At 56.8% G+C, this 16,127-nt stretch carries 15 protein-coding genes; 7 read left to right on the forward strand and 8 right to left on the reverse strand.

What is annotated here, in order from left to right; translation table 11 throughout:
• Positions 1 to 302: 302 nt before the first annotated feature.
• On the forward strand, positions 303 to 884 hold the full coding sequence (locus ACZ1GS_RS03260) for a nuclear transport factor 2 family protein (protein ID WP_472697065.1): 582 nt from the start codon (positions 303 to 305) through the stop codon (positions 882 to 884).
• Entirely contained in the window at positions 829 to 2,085 is a 1,257-nt protein-coding gene (locus tag ACZ1GS_RS03265) for an NAD(P)-binding domain-containing protein (protein ID WP_472697066.1), read from the forward strand. Before ACZ1GS_RS03260 ends, ACZ1GS_RS03265 begins: the two co-directional genes overlap by 56 nt.
• Here ACZ1GS_RS03265 and ACZ1GS_RS03270 read toward each other — a convergent pair.
• Positions 2,080 to 2,841, reverse strand: a complete 762-nt coding sequence (locus tag ACZ1GS_RS03270; RefSeq protein ID WP_472697067.1) for an NRDE family protein — start codon at positions 2,839 to 2,841, stop codon at positions 2,080 to 2,082. The genes ACZ1GS_RS03265 and ACZ1GS_RS03270 overlap by 6 nt on opposite strands.
• A gap of 205 nt (positions 2,842 to 3,046) precedes the next feature.
• Between ACZ1GS_RS03270 and ACZ1GS_RS03275 the strand changes: the two genes are divergently transcribed.
• Positions 3,047 to 3,382 carry a cupin domain-containing protein gene (locus tag ACZ1GS_RS03275; protein ID WP_472697068.1) on the forward strand — a complete coding sequence of 112 codons (336 nt, stop codon included), beginning with the start codon at positions 3,047 to 3,049 and terminating at the stop codon, positions 3,380 to 3,382.
• Between the two features lie 303 nt (positions 3,383 to 3,685).
• Positions 3,686 to 6,112, forward strand: coding sequence for a TonB-dependent receptor (locus ACZ1GS_RS03280; protein WP_472698056.1), 2,427 nt, complete (start codon positions 3,686 to 3,688; stop codon positions 6,110 to 6,112).
• 133 nt (positions 6,113 to 6,245) lie between these two features.
• On the opposite strand, the gene ACZ1GS_RS03285 is transcribed toward ACZ1GS_RS03280, so the two are convergent.
• The 4 genes from ACZ1GS_RS03285 to ACZ1GS_RS03300 are packed head-to-tail and all read right to left on the reverse strand — an operon-like array spanning position 6,246 to position 9,542.
• Positions 6,246 to 6,878 carry a bifunctional 4-hydroxy-2-oxoglutarate aldolase/2-dehydro-3-deoxy-phosphogluconate aldolase gene (locus ACZ1GS_RS03285; RefSeq protein ID WP_472697069.1) on the reverse strand — a complete coding sequence of 211 codons (633 nt, stop codon included), beginning with the start codon at positions 6,876 to 6,878 and terminating at the stop codon, positions 6,246 to 6,248.
• Positions 6,879 to 6,916: 38 nt separating this feature from the next.
• On the reverse strand, positions 6,917 to 7,615 hold the full coding sequence (locus ACZ1GS_RS03290) for an HAD family hydrolase (RefSeq protein WP_472697070.1): 699 nt from the start codon (positions 7,613 to 7,615) through the stop codon (positions 6,917 to 6,919).
• Positions 7,587 to 8,336, reverse strand: a complete 750-nt coding sequence (locus ACZ1GS_RS03295) for an acylneuraminate cytidylyltransferase family protein (protein ID WP_472697071.1) — start codon at positions 8,334 to 8,336, stop codon at positions 7,587 to 7,589. The genes ACZ1GS_RS03290 and ACZ1GS_RS03295 overlap by 29 nt, the downstream gene beginning before the upstream one ends.
• Positions 8,337 to 8,363: 27 nt before the next feature.
• The gene (locus tag ACZ1GS_RS03300) at positions 8,364 to 9,542 is read right to left on the reverse strand and encodes a hypothetical protein (RefSeq protein WP_472697072.1); all 1,179 of its coding nucleotides are present in this window, start codon (positions 9,540 to 9,542) and stop codon (positions 8,364 to 8,366) included.
• A 46-nt stretch (positions 9,543 to 9,588) separates the two neighbouring features.
• Between ACZ1GS_RS03300 and ACZ1GS_RS03305 the strand changes: the two genes are divergently transcribed.
• Positions 9,589 to 9,789 (forward strand): hypothetical protein, encoded by a 201-nt coding sequence (locus ACZ1GS_RS03305; protein WP_472697073.1) that lies wholly within the window; start codon positions 9,589 to 9,591, stop codon positions 9,787 to 9,789.
• On the opposite strand, the gene ACZ1GS_RS03310 is transcribed toward ACZ1GS_RS03305, so the two are convergent.
• Positions 9,786 to 11,543, reverse strand: a complete 1,758-nt coding sequence (locus ACZ1GS_RS03310) for an N-acyl-D-amino-acid deacylase family protein (protein ID WP_472697074.1) — start codon at positions 11,541 to 11,543, stop codon at positions 9,786 to 9,788. The genes ACZ1GS_RS03305 and ACZ1GS_RS03310 overlap by 4 nt on opposite strands.
• A 268-nt stretch (positions 11,544 to 11,811) precedes the next feature.
• Here ACZ1GS_RS03310 and ACZ1GS_RS03315 point away from each other — a divergent pair, with 268 nt between their 5' ends.
• A complete protein-coding gene (locus ACZ1GS_RS03315; RefSeq protein WP_472697075.1) occupies positions 11,812 to 13,941 on the forward strand; it encodes a hybrid sensor histidine kinase/response regulator in 2,130 nt (709 codons plus the stop codon).
• Here ACZ1GS_RS03315 and ACZ1GS_RS03320 read toward each other — a convergent pair.
• Both ACZ1GS_RS03320 and ACZ1GS_RS03325 read right to left on the reverse strand, forming a co-directional pair.
• Entirely contained in the window at positions 13,938 to 14,543 is a 606-nt protein-coding gene (locus tag ACZ1GS_RS03320) for a DsbA family protein (RefSeq protein ID WP_472697076.1), read from the reverse strand. The genes ACZ1GS_RS03315 and ACZ1GS_RS03320 overlap by 4 nt on opposite strands.
• Positions 14,543 to 15,247 carry a DsbA family protein gene (locus tag ACZ1GS_RS03325; RefSeq protein ID WP_472697077.1) on the reverse strand — a complete coding sequence of 235 codons (705 nt, stop codon included), beginning with the start codon at positions 15,245 to 15,247 and terminating at the stop codon, positions 14,543 to 14,545. The genes ACZ1GS_RS03320 and ACZ1GS_RS03325 overlap by 1 nt, the downstream gene beginning before the upstream one ends.
• Before the next feature lie 173 nt (positions 15,248 to 15,420).
• On the opposite strand from ACZ1GS_RS03325, the gene ACZ1GS_RS03330 reads away from it, so the two are divergent.
• The gene (locus ACZ1GS_RS03330) at positions 15,421 to 16,098 is read left to right on the forward strand and encodes a PEPxxWA-CTERM sorting domain-containing protein (RefSeq protein WP_472697078.1); all 678 of its coding nucleotides are present in this window, start codon (positions 15,421 to 15,423) and stop codon (positions 16,096 to 16,098) included.
• Positions 16,099 to 16,127: the final 29 nt, after the last annotated feature.

Here is a 16,127-nt window from a genome sequence, read left to right on the forward strand (position 1 = left end):
AAGCTTATGACAATTATGCCCACTGAAATGGGCTGTTCCAAACGTTTTTTTGGATTGCGGCGGGATCGGACGATAGAGCAGACAGGGCAATATGTACCAAAGACGCTGTTTTTATCGGAATGAGGCCATTAGTCCAATCGAAACCGTCGGGCTTACCGATTGAGGATCCATCCTGACCGACCGGATCAACAAGGCCTATCAAGTAATGGGATTGACGGGTCAGACCGATTCACGGCATCCGGATGCTACTGATGAAAAACCAGCTTACTGCTCTCAACCCAATTTTTGCAAAGTGAGACCCCATGGCAGACTGCAATGCTGAGGACCTGAATGTCCACCAATGGATCGCCCAATTTGCCGACGCGGCGCAGCGGGGCGATCAGATCGGTGCGGCCGCCCTGTTTGCAGAAACCGGTGCCTGGCGCGATCTGCTCGCGTTCACCTGGACCATTCGGACATTTGAGGGGCGTGATGCGATAGCCGGCTTGTTGGAGCAGCGCTGGGCGGATGCCGCGCCGAGCCAATGGACGGTCGAGGCGGAACCAGAAGCGGATGAAGGCTGGGTGTATTTTGCGACACGATCGGGGTCTGGCAAAGGCTATCTGCGTCTGCGCGATGGGAAGGCCTTGAGTTTTTTCACCGCGCTTCAGGATTTACAGGGTCATGAAGAGCCGAGCGGCAAGCGCCGTCCATCCGGGCTTTACAAGGACGATGTGCGGCGCAACTGGCGCGATCGCCAGCGCGAGGAACGAGAATCGCTTGGTCATGATGAACAACCCTATGTGCTGATCGTCGGCGGCGGTCAGGGGGCTGGCTCTGGCGGCGCGCTTGAAGGTCAACGGCGTTCCAGCGCTCGTGGTCGACCGCCACAAACGGTCCGGTGATCAATGGCGATCGCGCTACAAGTCGCTGACCTTGCATGACCCGGTCTGGTATGATCACATGCCCTATATCCCGTTCCCGGAGAGCTGGCCGGTCTATACGCCGAAAGACAAGCTCGGCGATTTTCTCGAAGCCTATGCGATGATCATGGATCTGAATGTCTGGAACAGCACGGAGTTTACGGCTGCGGCCTATGATGCAGACATCCAGCAATGGAATGTCACGGTGGAGCAGGATGGTCAATCCATCGCGCTGCACCCCAAGCATATCGTAATGGCGGTTGGCAATGCGGGATTTCCTCGCAAACCCGATTTTCCAGGCGCGACTGATTTTGCGGGCGAGCAATATCATTCCAGTGACTATACCAGCGGTGATGCGTTTGCCGGCAAACAGGTGGTGGTCATCGGTGCGAATAACAGCGCTCACGACATTTGTGCCGATCTCGTTGAAAATGGCGTCAGGCCGACAATGATTCAGCGGTCTTCGACGCTGGTTTTACGCGGATCGACGAATAGCAAGATGGCGCGCCCGCTTTATTCCGAAGAAGCCGTAGAGCAGGGCTTGACGACCGAGCGGGCCGATTTTCTCAACGCTTCGGTTCCTCTGCGGATGAGCGAACAGGCGCAAAAACAGATCTGGGCGCAAGTCGCAAAATCGGATGCGGATTTCTATGAGTCCTTGACCAGGGCCGGATTTCAGCTGGATTTCGGCGAGGACGGCACCGGCCTGTTCATGAAATATCTGCGCACTGCATCGGGCTATTATATCGATGTCGGCGCGGCGACGATGGTAGCCGATGGCCGGATCGCCCTGCGGTCGGGAGCGGGCGTTGACCGATTGACGCGCGACGCCGTGGTGTTGGATGACGGCTCGGCAATTCCCGCCGATGTGATAATCTATGCGACCGGCTTTGGATCGATGGAACAATGGGTCGAGCGGCTGCTATCGCCTGCCATTGCAGAGAAAATCGGACCCTGTTGGGGCTATGGCTCCGGGATCACGGGTGATCCGGGACCCTGGGAGGGTGAAATCCGCAATATGTGGAAACCCACCGCGCAGGACGGCTTGTGGTTTCATGGCGGCAATCTGCAGCAGTCGCGTTTCTATTCGCACTATCTGGCGCTGCAGCTGAAGGCGCGGTTTGAAAAATGCGCTGTTGACGTCTGGACGGACTGGCCGCGCGGCATAACAGACGCGTTATGACGGCCAGGAAAAGACCAGGCGCGTGTCTCCGGTGGCAACCCCCGAGGGCGCGAACCGACGTTCGATAATCGTGCCCTTACCGGCGTTATCGATCAGCACCACGGTACTGCATCGCGTTCCATAGGTTGGATTGCGGATGAAAACCGGCGAATGTTCGGGTTCGGATTGCGAAGGGATATAGGGATCGGCGCGATCCTTCGGTTGATGGCTATTTTGATCATAAAGGGAATCCAGCAACAGCATCGGATCGCCTGATTCTGCCGCGATCCACTGTTCCAGCGCGGCATTGAGATAAGGCGATTTTGGCCAGGGATGCGTGATCGGGCCATTGGACAATCCGTGAATTCCTGGTGTGAGGCTCTGGTTGGTTCTGGTCGGTCGATTGCTGTGCACGGTGGCGTCTTTTCCGGACACAGTGACAAGATTGAACGGATTGAACGCGGCGTAATCCGCGGCGCCGAGATCGGCATATCGGCCTTGGCCCGAGAGAAAATCTTTTAGCAGGTCACCGCGTGATGCGCGGTCGGGGTGCGGCGTACCAAAACCGTGCAGATTGGTCACGACAGCAAGCCGTCCCTGTTCGGACACGCCCAGCCAGGTTCCGCCGGCAAGACTGTCCCGGCCGGCGATCAGATGCTCCGGATCGACCCAGCGGCCCAATGGCTCCGCCGGACGGGCATGCAGTTCATCGCGATTGCCGATCACGATCAACGGCCATCGCGGATGGGCTTTCCAGGCAAGAGCAACGATACACACTGGTTCTCTATGGCTCCGTTATCCATAAGTTGCGATAAAAATATGAGAGCAATGATGGAACCGGGACCGCAATGATCGGGTTGATATGCCATGGTAAAAGGCGTGGCCCGAACCCGAACATGAGGCGATGGCCAATGCGCGGGCCGAGGGCCAAGCCGCCGATGTCGATCATGGGGGAGCCTACCGTCATCAAGGATCGTAAGACATGATAGAGAAAACCAATATCTTCGAACAGCTGGATGGGTTGACGGACCATTGGTCACAAAAGATTTTGACCACTGCCAATGGTTCACAGTTCAAAGTCGCCAAAGGCATAGGGGCCACACGATGGCACCAGCACGATGATCAGGATCAACTGTTTCTGGTGCTCGCAGGACAGGTGACCATCGAATTGCGAACCGGTACGATCGCGCTCGGGGTCGGCGATATGGTGACCATTCCCAAGGGCGTCGAACATCGGCCGGTTGCCATTGATGAGGTGCGGTTTCTGATCGTCGGATTGACGGTGACATCCACGGCGGCCGGTGGCAAGCCGAGCTGAAGCAGGGCACCTGAATCGTCACCGTCAACAGCTGCAATACTGATCCGCTAGCGGCTGTCCTGACAAAATTGCTAGCAGAAAAGAGCTCGCAAGGCCCTGTTTTCGGATTTTCCTAGCGCTTTGATTAGTATCGGATTCCGTAGCGTCTTTCATTATCGTAGACGAGGCCGGACAGGTTGCAACTGGGGCGACCGGAACCGGACAGAGGCAGAAATTGCCCGCGCGGGGAGGCGTTCAAAATGAAAAATCTATCGCACAATTTCGAGATCCATTTTTGTCCGGAAGACCATCAAATCTGCATTGATGTGTTCCGCAGTCACAATCGGGGCCTGCGGTCTTGCTGCACCGGCTCTGGCGCAACAAGACGGAGCCGAAGAAGACAGCAGCGACGTAATCATCGTGACTGCCCGCAAACAGAACGAAACGCTGCAGGAAACACCGGTCACGGTGACGTCCATCGGTGGCGCCACGCTCGACAAGTTCCAGGTCAATGAAGTGGCCGATGTGGTCAGCCGCATTCCGGCGCTGAACGTGCAAGTGGGCGGTTCGGGCGCTGGCGGCCAGATCAGTCTGCGCGGGGTTGGGACAACCAATATTTCCGCCGCTTTTGATTCCGCCGTCGCTTTCGATTTCGACGGCGTGTCCATCAGCACTATGCGGCTGGTACAGGCCTCGTTTTTCGACGTCGAGCAAATTGATGTGCTGAAGGGCCCGCAATCGCTGTTTTTCGGCAAGAGCGCTTCGGCGGGCGTGTTTTCCGTCCGCTCGGCCAATCCGACGTCGGAATGGGAAGTCGGCGGCAAGGCGTCCTATGAATTTGAAGAGGAGGGCTATACCGTCGGCGGCTATATTTCCGGCCCGGTCAGTGACACATTGGGCATCCGGGTGGCTGCGCAATATCAGGATATCGACAAATATGTCGAGCTGGAGGCGGGCACGCCTTCGATCTTTGCCGATTCCGGCAAGGGTCTCAAAAATTTCGTCGGCCGGGTGACCCTGCAGTGGGACCCGACCGACAATTTCTCGGCCAATCTGAAAGTCAATTATAATCACAATGAAGGCGACAGTCTGCTCGGCCATTCGGATATTGATTGCGGTGCCAATGGCGTGGCCGATGATGTTTTCCTGGCGCTGCCGGGCGTTTCGATTGCGTCCAATGCGACCTGTGACATCCAGGACGGGCTCTATCCGCATCCCGATGGTCATCCTGCCCTGCAAGTCATCGCTCCGGGGACAACCGGCGCGGATCGCTACCGGGGACAATCCTACAACGAAACCGATACCGTGTTCGTGCGCCTGGCCATGGACTTGCAGCTTAACGATAGGCTGACCCTGTCGACGGTCAGCGGCTTTCTCGATCTCGACAATGAGCATCTCGACCATTTCAGCTATGTCGGCATCTTGCCGAATGGCGATCCGGCCGGTTTGCCCGCGCCTTTTTCTGATGGTCTCAAGCAATATACCCAGGAAATCCGCCTGACCAGTGACTTTGACGGCATGTTCAATTTCATGGTTGGCGGCTTCTGGGAAAGCCGAAGCCAGCCCCTGCAAACCTCCCAGAACGCCTTTATCGGGACGTTCCTGTTCCCCGACTCCCGGGGGATTACCTATGACTGGGTGGCCGATCGCACGACCAAGAGCGAAGCACTGTCCTTTTTTGGCAGCGTCAGTCTCGACCTCACGGATCAGCTGGAGCTTTCTGGTGGGGTGCGCTGGACCGACGAGCAGAAGGTGCACCGGACATCCTTTCCGGTGCTGCACAATGCGCTCTCGTTCCTCAACGGAGTCGTTGGCGGGATCGGCTTTGTTGTTCCGGAAGGGTTTCAGACCGGCCCAATCAATTTTTCTGACAGCAATATCTCGCCAGAAGTGACCTTGAAATATCAAGCCACGCCCGATCTGAACTTTTACGCATCCTACAAGACAGGTTTCAAATCAGGCGGTATTGATAACAGCATCCTGCCCACCGCTTCGCTGCAATTTGTCAGCCCCGGGTTCGGGACCGAAGCCGAACGCCAGGCGGCGCTGGATTCGATTGTCTATAATTCGGAAACCGCCAAAGGTGGTGAGATCGGTATGAAAGCGATCGTGGCCAATGGTGCTTTCCGCGTCAACACCGCGCTGTTCTATTTTGTCTTTGACGATCTGCAGGTCCAGAATTTCGATGGCGCAGCGGTCCGCTTTCTGACGATCAATGCGGGTGAATTGACCACCAGGGGCTTTGACATGGACTGGTCGTGGCGCACGCCGGTCGAAGGTCTCAATTTCTCAGGCGCGGTTGGCTATACCGATGCCGAGTTTACCGACACGTTCATCTCCCAGGATCCGGACGGGATTCCCGGCAATGCTGATGATGTTGATCTCAATGGCCGGGCCGCAGCCCGCGCGCCCAAATGGTCCGGCAATATCGCCTTTGACTGGACCGTTCCGGTCAACGATGCGATCGTTTTCGGGATGAACGGCAATGCGGCCTATAGTGGTTCCTATTTTGCCGGGAACAACAATTTCACTGATTTTATCCAAGACAGCTATGTCACACTCGACGGTGCGATTTCTATCGGTCATCCTGATGACAAATGGAAATTGTCGTTGGTCGGGGTCAATCTGACCAATGAGATCTGGGCCAATACCGCCGGAGATCGGCCGTTTCTGCCCGCTGGCGGAGATGACCGGGTCATCACCCAGAATCGCGGACGACAGATTTTTGTCGAGGCAGCCTTCAAATTCTGATCAACACTCTCCCGTTGATCACGATCGGCCGGACCAGCTTAGACTGGCCGGCCGTTTTTGGTTGTCAGTGAAACTGACAAAGATAGGGACGAGGATCGCATGTGCGGACCCGCAATCCGGCGTGTGACAACCGTTACCGATTGTTTCCGAGCCGGCTCGCCAATCGTGCAACCTGGGCGATTTGTTCCAGATCGGGGGACCCTTTTGGCACGATCCAACTGCCACCTACGCACAGCACGTTTTTGACCGATAGCCATTTTTCGGCATTGTCCGCGTTGATACCGCCGGTTGGACAAAACCAGCATTGACCGAACGGTCCGCTCAACGCCTTGAGTGAAGGCACGCCGCCGGATGCTTCGGCCGGAAAAAATTTGAAATGGTTCAGTCCGAAATCCATCCCGCGCATGATGTCGCTGGGATTGGCAATGCCGGGGAGAAACGGCACTTCAGTTTCCACTGCCGCTTTGGCCAGATTGTCGGTCAGTCCGGGAGACACAATAAATTGCGCACCAGCCGCAAGGGCAGCATCAAGCGTGGCGGGGCCGGTTACGGTTCCAGCGCCGACAACCGCGCCGGGCACCTGCCGCATTTCCGTGATGACATCCAGCGCCGCTTCGGTTCGCAGCACGACTTCGAGTATTGGCAAACCATTGGCAACCAGCGTTTCGGCAATGGGCCGGGCATCGGCAATATGATCGATAGCCAGAACAGGAACAACCGGCGCTGCACGCATGAGTTTTTCGATGGAAGCAATAGCGTCAGTCATATTCGCAGTCCTGTGCAATTAAAAGGGTCGTTTCCGTGTTACGCGGCTCGCTTGTTGGCATCCTTTGGTGACACCGGCTTGGTCTCGTCGCTGAGGAAAAATTCTCCCAACCGCGCGACAACCGTGGTTCCTTCCGGGAACGGACTGGCCGCCTTCTCGGCGCGGCCGAGAAAGTCGAGGTCGCAGGCTTTGGCGCAATCATAATCGGTCATGGCATCGCCGACGAACAGGCAGCGATCTGCCTCCAGGCCTTCGGCGGCCATGATATCGCGGACAATCGCGGCCTTTTTCTCGGGGGCGCCGCGCGCGGTGCGGAAAAAGGGCCTCAGGCCCTTGCGGTCAACGATGATCTGCAGCTCGTCATGGGGCGTCCCTGAAACGATATGCGCCTGCACATTCTGCCGGACGAGCATCGCCAATATTTCTGCAACATCTGGCAGCAATGCGCTTTCAACCACTTCGTCGAGGACGATGGTCGAGAGTTTGTCACACCATTGCAGAATTTCGTCTTCGGACAAGGTAATGCCGAGCAGGTCGCGGTGAAATCGGGGGATCTTATCGTAACGGGTTTCGCCTGGAACTGCGCGCTGATACTCTTCGACCGCGCTACGGACCTCTGGCCCGAATGCATCATATAGTTGCCCGAAAGCGGTGATTTTGGCGTCGACAGAATCGGCGATCACGCCATCAAAGTCGAAGAAGATACAATTATATTGCGATAGGCATTTCGGGGTCATCGGAGCTCCAGTTCACGAGGCTTGAGGGATTGACGGCGCCCAACCCGTCTTCTGCATAGACCGCATAGAGGGCCTGGGCGATGCGATAATCCTCGATATAGTCAATATCCACTCCGGCCAGCTTGGACAGCGACTGGAGGACGGGATTATCGCCAACAAAATATTCCCGCGCGAGAATTTGCTGGCGCGGGGCCATGTAAATGCTGTTGGTCACCTTGAACCAATCAGGCAATTCTTGGGAAATGGTATGATTCCGGGTCGCTTCGTAGTTGAGCGCACCGTCGCGGGACCAGAAATATTCCTTCATCAGATTCACGCCCAGCAGCGAGTCATGCGGGCCGCAAATGACCTGTTCGCGATAGGCGCGAAAGGCATCGCAATATTCCTGCGGTGCCATCAGCGGGCAGACGACGGTTGACCAGGCAATATGGGCGTGCGGGATATCGCGAACAATGCCGGTAATGACATCCCGGAATGGCGCGATATGGTCGGTGGCGAGGTGGCGCGCGCGGCGATGTGTCGACACGCCAAAACGATCGCCGAGAGCCAGAAACGCTTCGTCTTCGCTCGAAATATAGACGCGTTGGGGATCAATGACTTTGGTGAGCTGATCGAGCTTCCATTCAATCAGGCTGTCCTGATCACCAAAGGGCAGCAGGCATTTTTCAGCGATACGGGAACTGCCGCGACGAACCGGGACAATGACGGCGAGATCATACATGGATGGGGTCCTTTGCTCGGCGAACGATCATGCGGCTTGCTCCAGCCCTTGCGCCAGTGCGCGATCCATCGCCGGCTGCCAGCGGTCAGGAGCAAGCGGCTCTGTCATGCGCGACACGAGCTCCTGGGCGTTCAACGTGGGATCGGTCGGGTCAAAAACCTGATTGGCGAGATGAAAAGCGAACCAGCGGCGGGTCAGACCAGCATCGGCGCCGCGCGCCGTCTGGTTCGTGATATCGGTGACGAATGTCGACAGGTCATCATAGGCATTTGTCCAGTCGCCAGTCGCAAATCCGGACAGGCGCAACAGTGGCGTTCCGAAGGCGGCACAGGCCGACCAGCTTTTGGAATTGCCGACAATCATGCCATCGCAATGCCGGCTGAGCGCCAGTGTCATGTGACCTGCAGACTCTGAATTTTCGAGCATCACGACCTTTCCGCCCCGCGCCGCAATGGTGCCGTCGACGGCACGATTGTCGCCATACAGAACGTTTAACGGATGATTGGTCACGGCAAGGATGGTCTGGTCGTCGAGCTTGGCGGACAGGGCCGCAATCATGTCGGCATTGTCAGGATAGCGATGATGTTGGCCGAAGAAATTTTCTTCATGCTCATATTCGAGCGGCAGACCGATGATCGTTTTCCCGTCGGGCAAGCCGTTTTGGGCGAGAAACGCCGCCCGATCGGGCAGCGCCATATGCTGTTGCATATCCGTCCATAACAGATCCGCCAGTTGGTCCAGATGGGTGATTTGATCAGGCGACAGTTCCGGCATCAGCCCGTGGTCGAATAGCGATGGTGACAAAGTCACCCAATTGGCACCGGTCCGGAACGGCGGTGCCGCGCCTTCCATGATGTACCGCACCGTGCCGGGAAAGCGGGCAGGCGTTTTCATGTCGGCGCTGCGACACAGGACCAGGGCAGGGTTGATGTCCTGAACCAGCTTCACAAGATCATCTTCGGTGCTGGCATCGTGACGTAATTTCGGATGGTCCGGTCCATCCAGCACATACCAATGGACGTGCTCGAGGTCTGCAATCAGCGGGATCTGATCTTCGCCAATACCGGTGTTGCGCCACATTGGCGGCACCAGCACATGGACCTCGTGCTCTCGCGCCATGATGCGGATCAAATGAACAACAATATTGGCAAACCACCAGGGCGTGACGACGGGCAGATAGAATAATATGCGCGTCTGCTGCTGCACTTTCGCCGTCTCCTCAGGTCAATATATTTGAACAGGATGAGGGTAAATGACTATGGTTAACAAAGCGCTAAGCGCATTGGAGTTGCGCGAGATTTTGCATGTTTATCGAGCGAAGCTATTCTTCTCGCTGGATTTATTAGTTGTTCGGTTCCGACAAACAGGCCGTGACCTGCCTCCCGATAGTCGCCTTTCCGCCGCGAAATTAGTCGCGATCGGTCAGATCAGGGGTGGCATCGACGCTACCTAGCTCCGCACCAGCCGTCCGGGCCGCGCGCCGGTATCCTGATCTTGTTCGCGAATCTTGATCCCTGCACAATAAGTGGCAATATATCCGGTCACCGGTTGCATCACCCGTGTGCCGCCCGCCGGAAGATCTTTATAGGCCACTGGCGAAGCCACGCTGAGATTGTCGAAATCAATCACGTTAATATCGGCCCGTTTGCCGATTTCGAGAGATCCGCGATCGGTAAAACCATAGAGCGCCGCATTGCGGGCGGTTTGTTTGTGAACCAGAAATTCGAGTGGCAGGCGGTCGCCCTTTTTGCGATCGCGGGCCCAGTAGGATAGCTGGGTGGTCGGCATGGTGGCATCGCAGATCAGCGTCACATGCGCGCCGGCATCGCTGAGCCCGGTGACCGTCTCGCTATGTTCCAGCAATTCCCGCAGGACGTCCATGCCCTTGGGTAGATTGGGTGCGCTCAGCGAACAGAAACGCTTGCCGTCATCTTCGAGCATCCAGTCGTATAGATATTCCAGCGGTTCGCGATTTTCTGCTTTGGCGAGACTGCCAATTGTTTCCGAAGGGTGGGCTTCATAATTGACCGGATCGCGCAGCGGATAGAGGATGGCGGCACCGCGACCGAGCAGCGCAGAGATATTTTCCATGCTGCCAGGTGCTTCATGCTTGATTTCCTTTTCCGCGAGCACGGCCGCTTTGATGTCCGGATCGCGCATCGCGGCCACCCGTTCCGCCAGCGGCAGGTCAGCCAGCTTCTCGAGATAGGTCGGTTTGCGCATGAACGGATGATAGCTGCTCAGTCCGGTCAGATAACCGATGATCCGGGACGGCACTTGTGGGTGCAATTGGGCGCCATTGTCATTGGCTTCTTTCGCCATGGCGAGCGTCTGCCGCCAGAGGTCGGGTTCATAGTCTGGCGTCTGGATCAGGGTGAAGGTCACGGGCCGGCCGCTGGTGAGCGAAATATTGCGCATCATGGCATGTTCCTGTTGCGGCGTGGTGCGTTCGCCGCCCAACGCGTCCAGCTTGCCGACCGTGCCGGCGGGAATCATCTCGAACACGCCTTTGCCGAGCTCGCCCATCGCACCCGCAATGGCGGTCAGTTCTTCTTCCGGTGCAAAGGTGCCGGGCACTTCCGTACCCCATAACGAACGATGGCCAATTGTCCGCGATGTGCTGAACCCGACCGCGCCGGCCTCCACCGCTTCGCCAACCAGGCTTGCCATCGCTTCAATATCTTCGGCGGTGGCGTCCTTGTTTTGCCGTCCGCGCTCACCCATCACATAATAGCGAACGGCGCCATGCGGAATTTGTGCAGCGACATCGATCGCATATTCTCGCGCGCCGATATAATCCATATATTCGGGAAAGCTCTCCCATGCGCCCCATTCAATCCCTTCATAGAGCGCGGTGCCGGGAATATCCTCGACCCCTTCCATGAGCTCGATCAGGGTCTTTTCCTGGCCAGGGCGCACGGGCGCAAAACCGACACCGCAATTTCCCATCACCACGGTGGTCGCGCCATTATGCGACGAAGGCGCAAGTTCGGAATCCCAGCTGATCTGGCCGTCATAATGGGTGTGAACGTCTATCCAGCCGGGGGTCACAATCGCCCCATTGGCATCGAGCGTCTCGACGGCTTTTTCGGCGATCGACTCTCCTATTGCGGCAATTTTACCGTCCTTGATCGCAATATCCGCGACATAGGGAGTGCCGCCAAGGCCATCAACGATGGTGCCGCCCGTGATCAGGGTGTCGTACATGCTTTTCCTCTCGCGCTGGAATAGGTTGGAACCGACCGATATTTAGGCGTTCCAGACCCGATGGCCCACTGGTGATTATGAGAGCTGGGCGGGCCGGGACCAGTTTCCGGCCGCGCTGCGCCAAGCGGATGATTACGGCGTTCTGGTGATTTTCCGGTTTCCGCGTCCGGCAGACTCAAAAAAACCGGGCCGCGACCGTTCTTGTTCATGGTTAACCCGGCCGGAACCAGAATTGCGGCAATTTTGACGAATAGGAAATAACGGATTTATGTCTGACACAGTAGCTACGAATCCGGATCAGCGTCGCAAGGTTGGATCTGAAACGGTTTCGCGGACCAGTTTCCGGCAGCAATATCGGTCCGTCGCGTGGTGGAAAACCGGTCCCTTGATGATTGTATTGTCGATCGCTCTGGCGGTTTTGTTTCTGGGTTGGGGCGGCGGGATCAGCGAACTGACTCGGCTGCATCCGTCCTTTGCCGCGATGGTGCCGAGCACAGCCTTGCTTTTCGCGTTATCGGCGGTCGGTTTGATGATCTGGATCATCAGGCCTGACGAGCCCCTGACTGCCGTTCTGGTGCGGACTACGGCCATATTGGTGATCATTGTGTCGTTGTTGAATCTGATCCTCATCACGACCGGGATCTCGCCGGGAATTGATGCCTTATTATGGTCCGAAAATCCTGCGTTCCTCGCCGATCGGATGTCTCCGGCGACATCTTTATGTTTCGGTCTTCTGGGCTTTGCCCTGTTGCGAACACCCGTGGAAGAGACCAATGACAGGTTGTTCAACATCTCGGCAACGCTCGGTGCCGGTATCGCCCTGCTGGCGTTGATTTCTTATGCTTTTGGCGCCTCATCGCTCTACGCGGTCGCCTTGTTCACGACCATGGCGGTCCATACGGCAACCGCCTTTGCCATTTTGTTCGCGATGGTTTTGCTGGCCCGTCCGGATCGCGGCTGGGTGGCGATTCTGGCGGCCGATGGACGGGGTAGTGCCAGTGCCCGCCGGCTCATGCCGTTCTTGCTAGGCGTCCCCCTGCTGATGAGCCTGATGGTCAACTGGGGGCTTCAGAATGACCTGTTTGATGCGAATTTCCAGCTCAGTCTGCTGGCGGTGGTGACGATGTTGCTGCTGGGTATGGTCTCGATCCGCGACGCGCAGGTTGGCAACCAGGCTGAGCGTGAATATCTCGAAACCAGCATGCGTCTGGCATCGTCCAAAGCGGCAACCAAAGCCAAATCGACCTTTCTGGCCAATATGAGTCACGAAATACGGACCCCGATGAACGGAGTGATGGGATTTACGCAATTGTTGCTTGAAAGCGATCTTGATGATGAGCAACGGCAATATACCCAGCTAATCTCGGAGTCCGGCCATTCCATGGTGACGTTGATAAACGACATATTGGACATTTCGAAAATTGAAGCCGGGCAAATGATGGTCGCCAGTGAGTCCCTCGATATTCAGCAGGCCATTGAAGGTTCGGTTCGGTTGATGAAAGCGGCGGCAGCGGAGAAGGGGCTCCGGTTGAGATCGACTTATGAGAATTCCCTGCCGACGGAGTTTTTCGGCGATCAGTTGCGTATTCGTCAGATCCTCTCCAACCTTATCGGGAACGCGATCAAATTTACCGAAAATGGTCAAGTCCTGGTCAATGCAAAGGGCACTTTTGTGCGCGATCGGGCGTTTGTCGAAATTTCCGTTTCCGATACTGGCATGGGCATTGCCAAAGATCGGCAAATGGCGATTTTTGACGAATTTACGCAGTCGGATGGATCCACCGCGCATAAATTTGGTGGCAGCGGATTGGGGCTTGCCATTAGTCGCCAGCTGGCGGAGCTAATGGGCGGGGTCATCAATCTCGAGAGCGAACCGCTAAAAGGCAGCGTGTTCACGGTTACCTTGCCGATCCACAAAAGCGAAGCCGAGTCTGTTCCTCAGAAGGATGTAGAGGATGACAAACTCGCCGCGCAGGTCAGCAGCAAGCTGGGGCTGCACGGCCGGAAAATTCTCGTTGCCGAAGATAATCAAATCAATCAGCATCTGATCATGGCGATGCTCGAAAAGCTCGGGCATGATTATGTGATTGTTCAGGATGGCCAGGCGGCGGTTGCTGCGGTGGATCGCGCGAAACGGGACAAAGAGCCGTTCGAGCTCGTATTAATGGATATTCAGATGCCTAATCTTGATGGTATCCAGGCAACCTTGCAGATCCGGAAAATGGGTAACACGCCGTCCGACTTGCCTATCATCGCGGTCACCGCCAATGCGTTCGAACAGGATGTTAAGGAAGCGCATGCGGCCGGCATGCAAGCGCATCTCGCAAAACCGATCGATATGAACCGGTTGCGGACGATGCTGGATGAATGGCGACCTGCCGTACGCCGTGCGGCTTAACCCGCGACGGTTTCATTGACGGCATTCTGCACGATCTCTTCGATCCACGGCAAATGTTCGCGGCCAATGAATAGCTGTCCTTCAAGAAAAAAGGCCGGCGCATCGACCACACCGCGTTCCTCTGCGGCGGCTTGCGCGAAGTTGAGCGCATCGGACCAGTCTGTATTGTCGATGGCGGTTGCGGCTCGGTTACCGTCGGTCAGCAGTCCCCGGACGATGTCCGCGTCGTTCAAATCGGCATGATCCGTCCAGTAGGCGACAAAAGCGCGATGGATGAAGGGCAGGGGATCGTCCGCGATACTGGCTAGTGCCCCGAGAGCGAGCTCGGTGCTACCGGGCCGGTCCGGAAACTGCAGATCAATACCTTGCAAGCGCGCATATTTCTTGTGCGTCGCTCGCCGTGATGCGGCGCGCACCCGCCGATGGGTTTCGCCAACGCTCTCGGCTTGTGCGTTTCCATCTGGCGGGGGAGGGACGTCGCGCTCGAAAGACTGAAACGGTTGCCAATCCACGGTCAGACCATAGCGCGTGATCAGCGTCAGCGCCGGTTGCATGGCCAGATAGGATGCCGGTGATTTGAAATCGATATAGACGGTCAGCATCAGGCGCGCTGCTCGATTGCTGTCTGTGATACCCCGATTTCATAGGCGATATCGGGTGCCGGACCGCCTGCTCCGGACAGCCGCCAGCTCAAATAGGGGATATGTTCCCGTCCGAAAAGGATGTCATCACCAATCACATAAGTGGGGACACCATAGATACCGGCCGGGTGAAACTGGGGCTGCAGATCATCATGCTGCGTGCGGCCTTCGCCGCTTTGAAACGCGGCAAAACCGTCTGCATCGACATCCGCTGCCACCAGACAGCGTTCGACTACGGCGACATCCTCAATATCCAGTTCCCGGCGCCAGAAGGGTGGATAGACCGCTTCGAGATAGGCCCCGAGCCGGTCCCGGTCGCGCTGCATCACCCACAATATGCCGATATTGGCGATACTGGAATCCCAGATTTTCTCGGTGCCTTTGAGGATCAGTCCCTGGCGTTCGGCATAGCGCCGGGCATCACGATAGGAATAGCGAATAGCATTCCACGTCCGCGGACTGCGCCCGGAAGAGGCAACGACCTTGCCCGCTTTTTTCTTCGCCGACCCGAGATAGCTCGGAATATCCAGCGTCAACGGCCGCCAGTCAAACCGCATACCCAATTCCGCTTCGAGCGCTAGGGTCGGCCGGATTGCGACAAATGCATAAGGGCTTTTGACATCGACATAGACAATCATCGGCGCATCGCTGTGCAGGGGCTTCATGGGGCAGGGTCCTCCGGTTGGTAGCCCGTTCTTGGTGGTTGGGCGAGGTTAGTCAAGCTGATGCGGCGTCGTTGGGCCTGTCGTTTGTGGGGCAGGCACCATGCTGATCACCCTGATTGACAACTGTTGCCTTGAAATGCTCTTATATCTTTCAGACTGTTAGGGGGGATATCATGTTAAAATTTTTGATCGGCGCGAGCGTCGCGCTATTGGCGATGGGCGGCACCGGAATGGCGTCTGCCGCGACCATTGTCTATACGGTTGAGGGGACCGCCAGCGGGACTTTGGATGGCACCGCCTTTAGCGGCGGGTTCACGTTGAAAAGCTTTGCGGATACCACGACGCAGGCGCAATGTGTCGATGCTGGCGTGCCGGTGGATGGTTGCTTTGCCGTGATCAATGATCGCATCGAGCTCGACGTGGCCGGAATGGGCATTTTCGATGTGACCAATCCCAGCATCAGTTTTGTGAACAATTCGGCGAACCTGTTCGGCTTTTCTGAACTTATCGGATCGTCGCCGGTCACGGTAAACAGCTTTGCTTTCGTGAATATCACAGGCGCGCCTAGCCCTTTCTCGACCTGGGATGGTGTTTCGGATCTGGCACCGTTCGCGAGCAACCTGCTGCTGAACACCATTTTCGCTCCGTCCGTGCAAACCGATGGTGGCGAACTGGTCTTCGACGCGGGTGCTGCGACACCCGCGACCTTTTCTGCCGCGATCATGTCGTCGGCTGTACCGGAACCAGCCACATGGGCGTTCATGATTTTTGGTTTCGGCGCCGTTGGCAGGGCTCTGCGATCCAATCGGCGGCGTCAGCGCAAGGCAAAGGTTACCGTCAGTTACGCCTAGAGCCTGGCGGGTCGTCTGCACACTGGAAG

The organism is Parasphingorhabdus sp. W113 (genome assembly GCF_055693205.1).

Bases quoted from the DNA above. Each gene is read 5' to 3' on its own strand.
- ACZ1GS_RS03325 (WP_472697077.1), bottom strand. From the start codon at position 15,247: ATGAAGCCCCTGCACAGCGATGCGCCGATGATTGTCTATGTCGATGTC.
- ACZ1GS_RS03310 (WP_472697074.1), bottom strand. From the start codon at position 11,543: ATGTACGACACCCTGATCACGGGCGGCACCATCGTTGATGGCCTTGGC.
- ACZ1GS_RS03285 (WP_472697069.1), bottom strand. From the start codon at position 6,878: ATGACTGACGCTATTGCTTCCATCGAAAAACTCATGCGTGCAGCGCCG.
- ACZ1GS_RS03290 (WP_472697070.1), bottom strand. From the start codon at position 7,615: ATGACCCCGAAATGCCTATCGCAATATAATTGTATCTTCTTCGACTTT.
- ACZ1GS_RS03295 (WP_472697071.1), bottom strand. From the start codon at position 8,336: ATGTATGATCTCGCCGTCATTGTCCCGGTTCGTCGCGGCAGTTCCCGT.
- ACZ1GS_RS03315 (WP_472697075.1), top strand. From the start codon at position 11,812: ATGTCTGACACAGTAGCTACGAATCCGGATCAGCGTCGCAAGGTTGGA.
- ACZ1GS_RS03320 (WP_472697076.1), bottom strand. From the start codon at position 14,543: ATGCTGACCGTCTATATCGATTTCAAATCACCGGCATCCTATCTGGCC.
- ACZ1GS_RS03260 (WP_472697065.1), top strand. From the start codon at position 303: ATGGCAGACTGCAATGCTGAGGACCTGAATGTCCACCAATGGATCGCC.
- ACZ1GS_RS03280 (WP_472698056.1), top strand. From the start codon at position 3,686: ATGTGTTCCGCAGTCACAATCGGGGCCTGCGGTCTTGCTGCACCGGCT.
- ACZ1GS_RS03275 (WP_472697068.1), top strand. From the start codon at position 3,047: ATGATAGAGAAAACCAATATCTTCGAACAGCTGGATGGGTTGACGGAC.
- ACZ1GS_RS03330 (WP_472697078.1), top strand. From the start codon at position 15,421: ATGTTAAAATTTTTGATCGGCGCGAGCGTCGCGCTATTGGCGATGGGC.
- ACZ1GS_RS03305 (WP_472697073.1), top strand. From the start codon at position 9,589: ATGACTATGGTTAACAAAGCGCTAAGCGCATTGGAGTTGCGCGAGATT.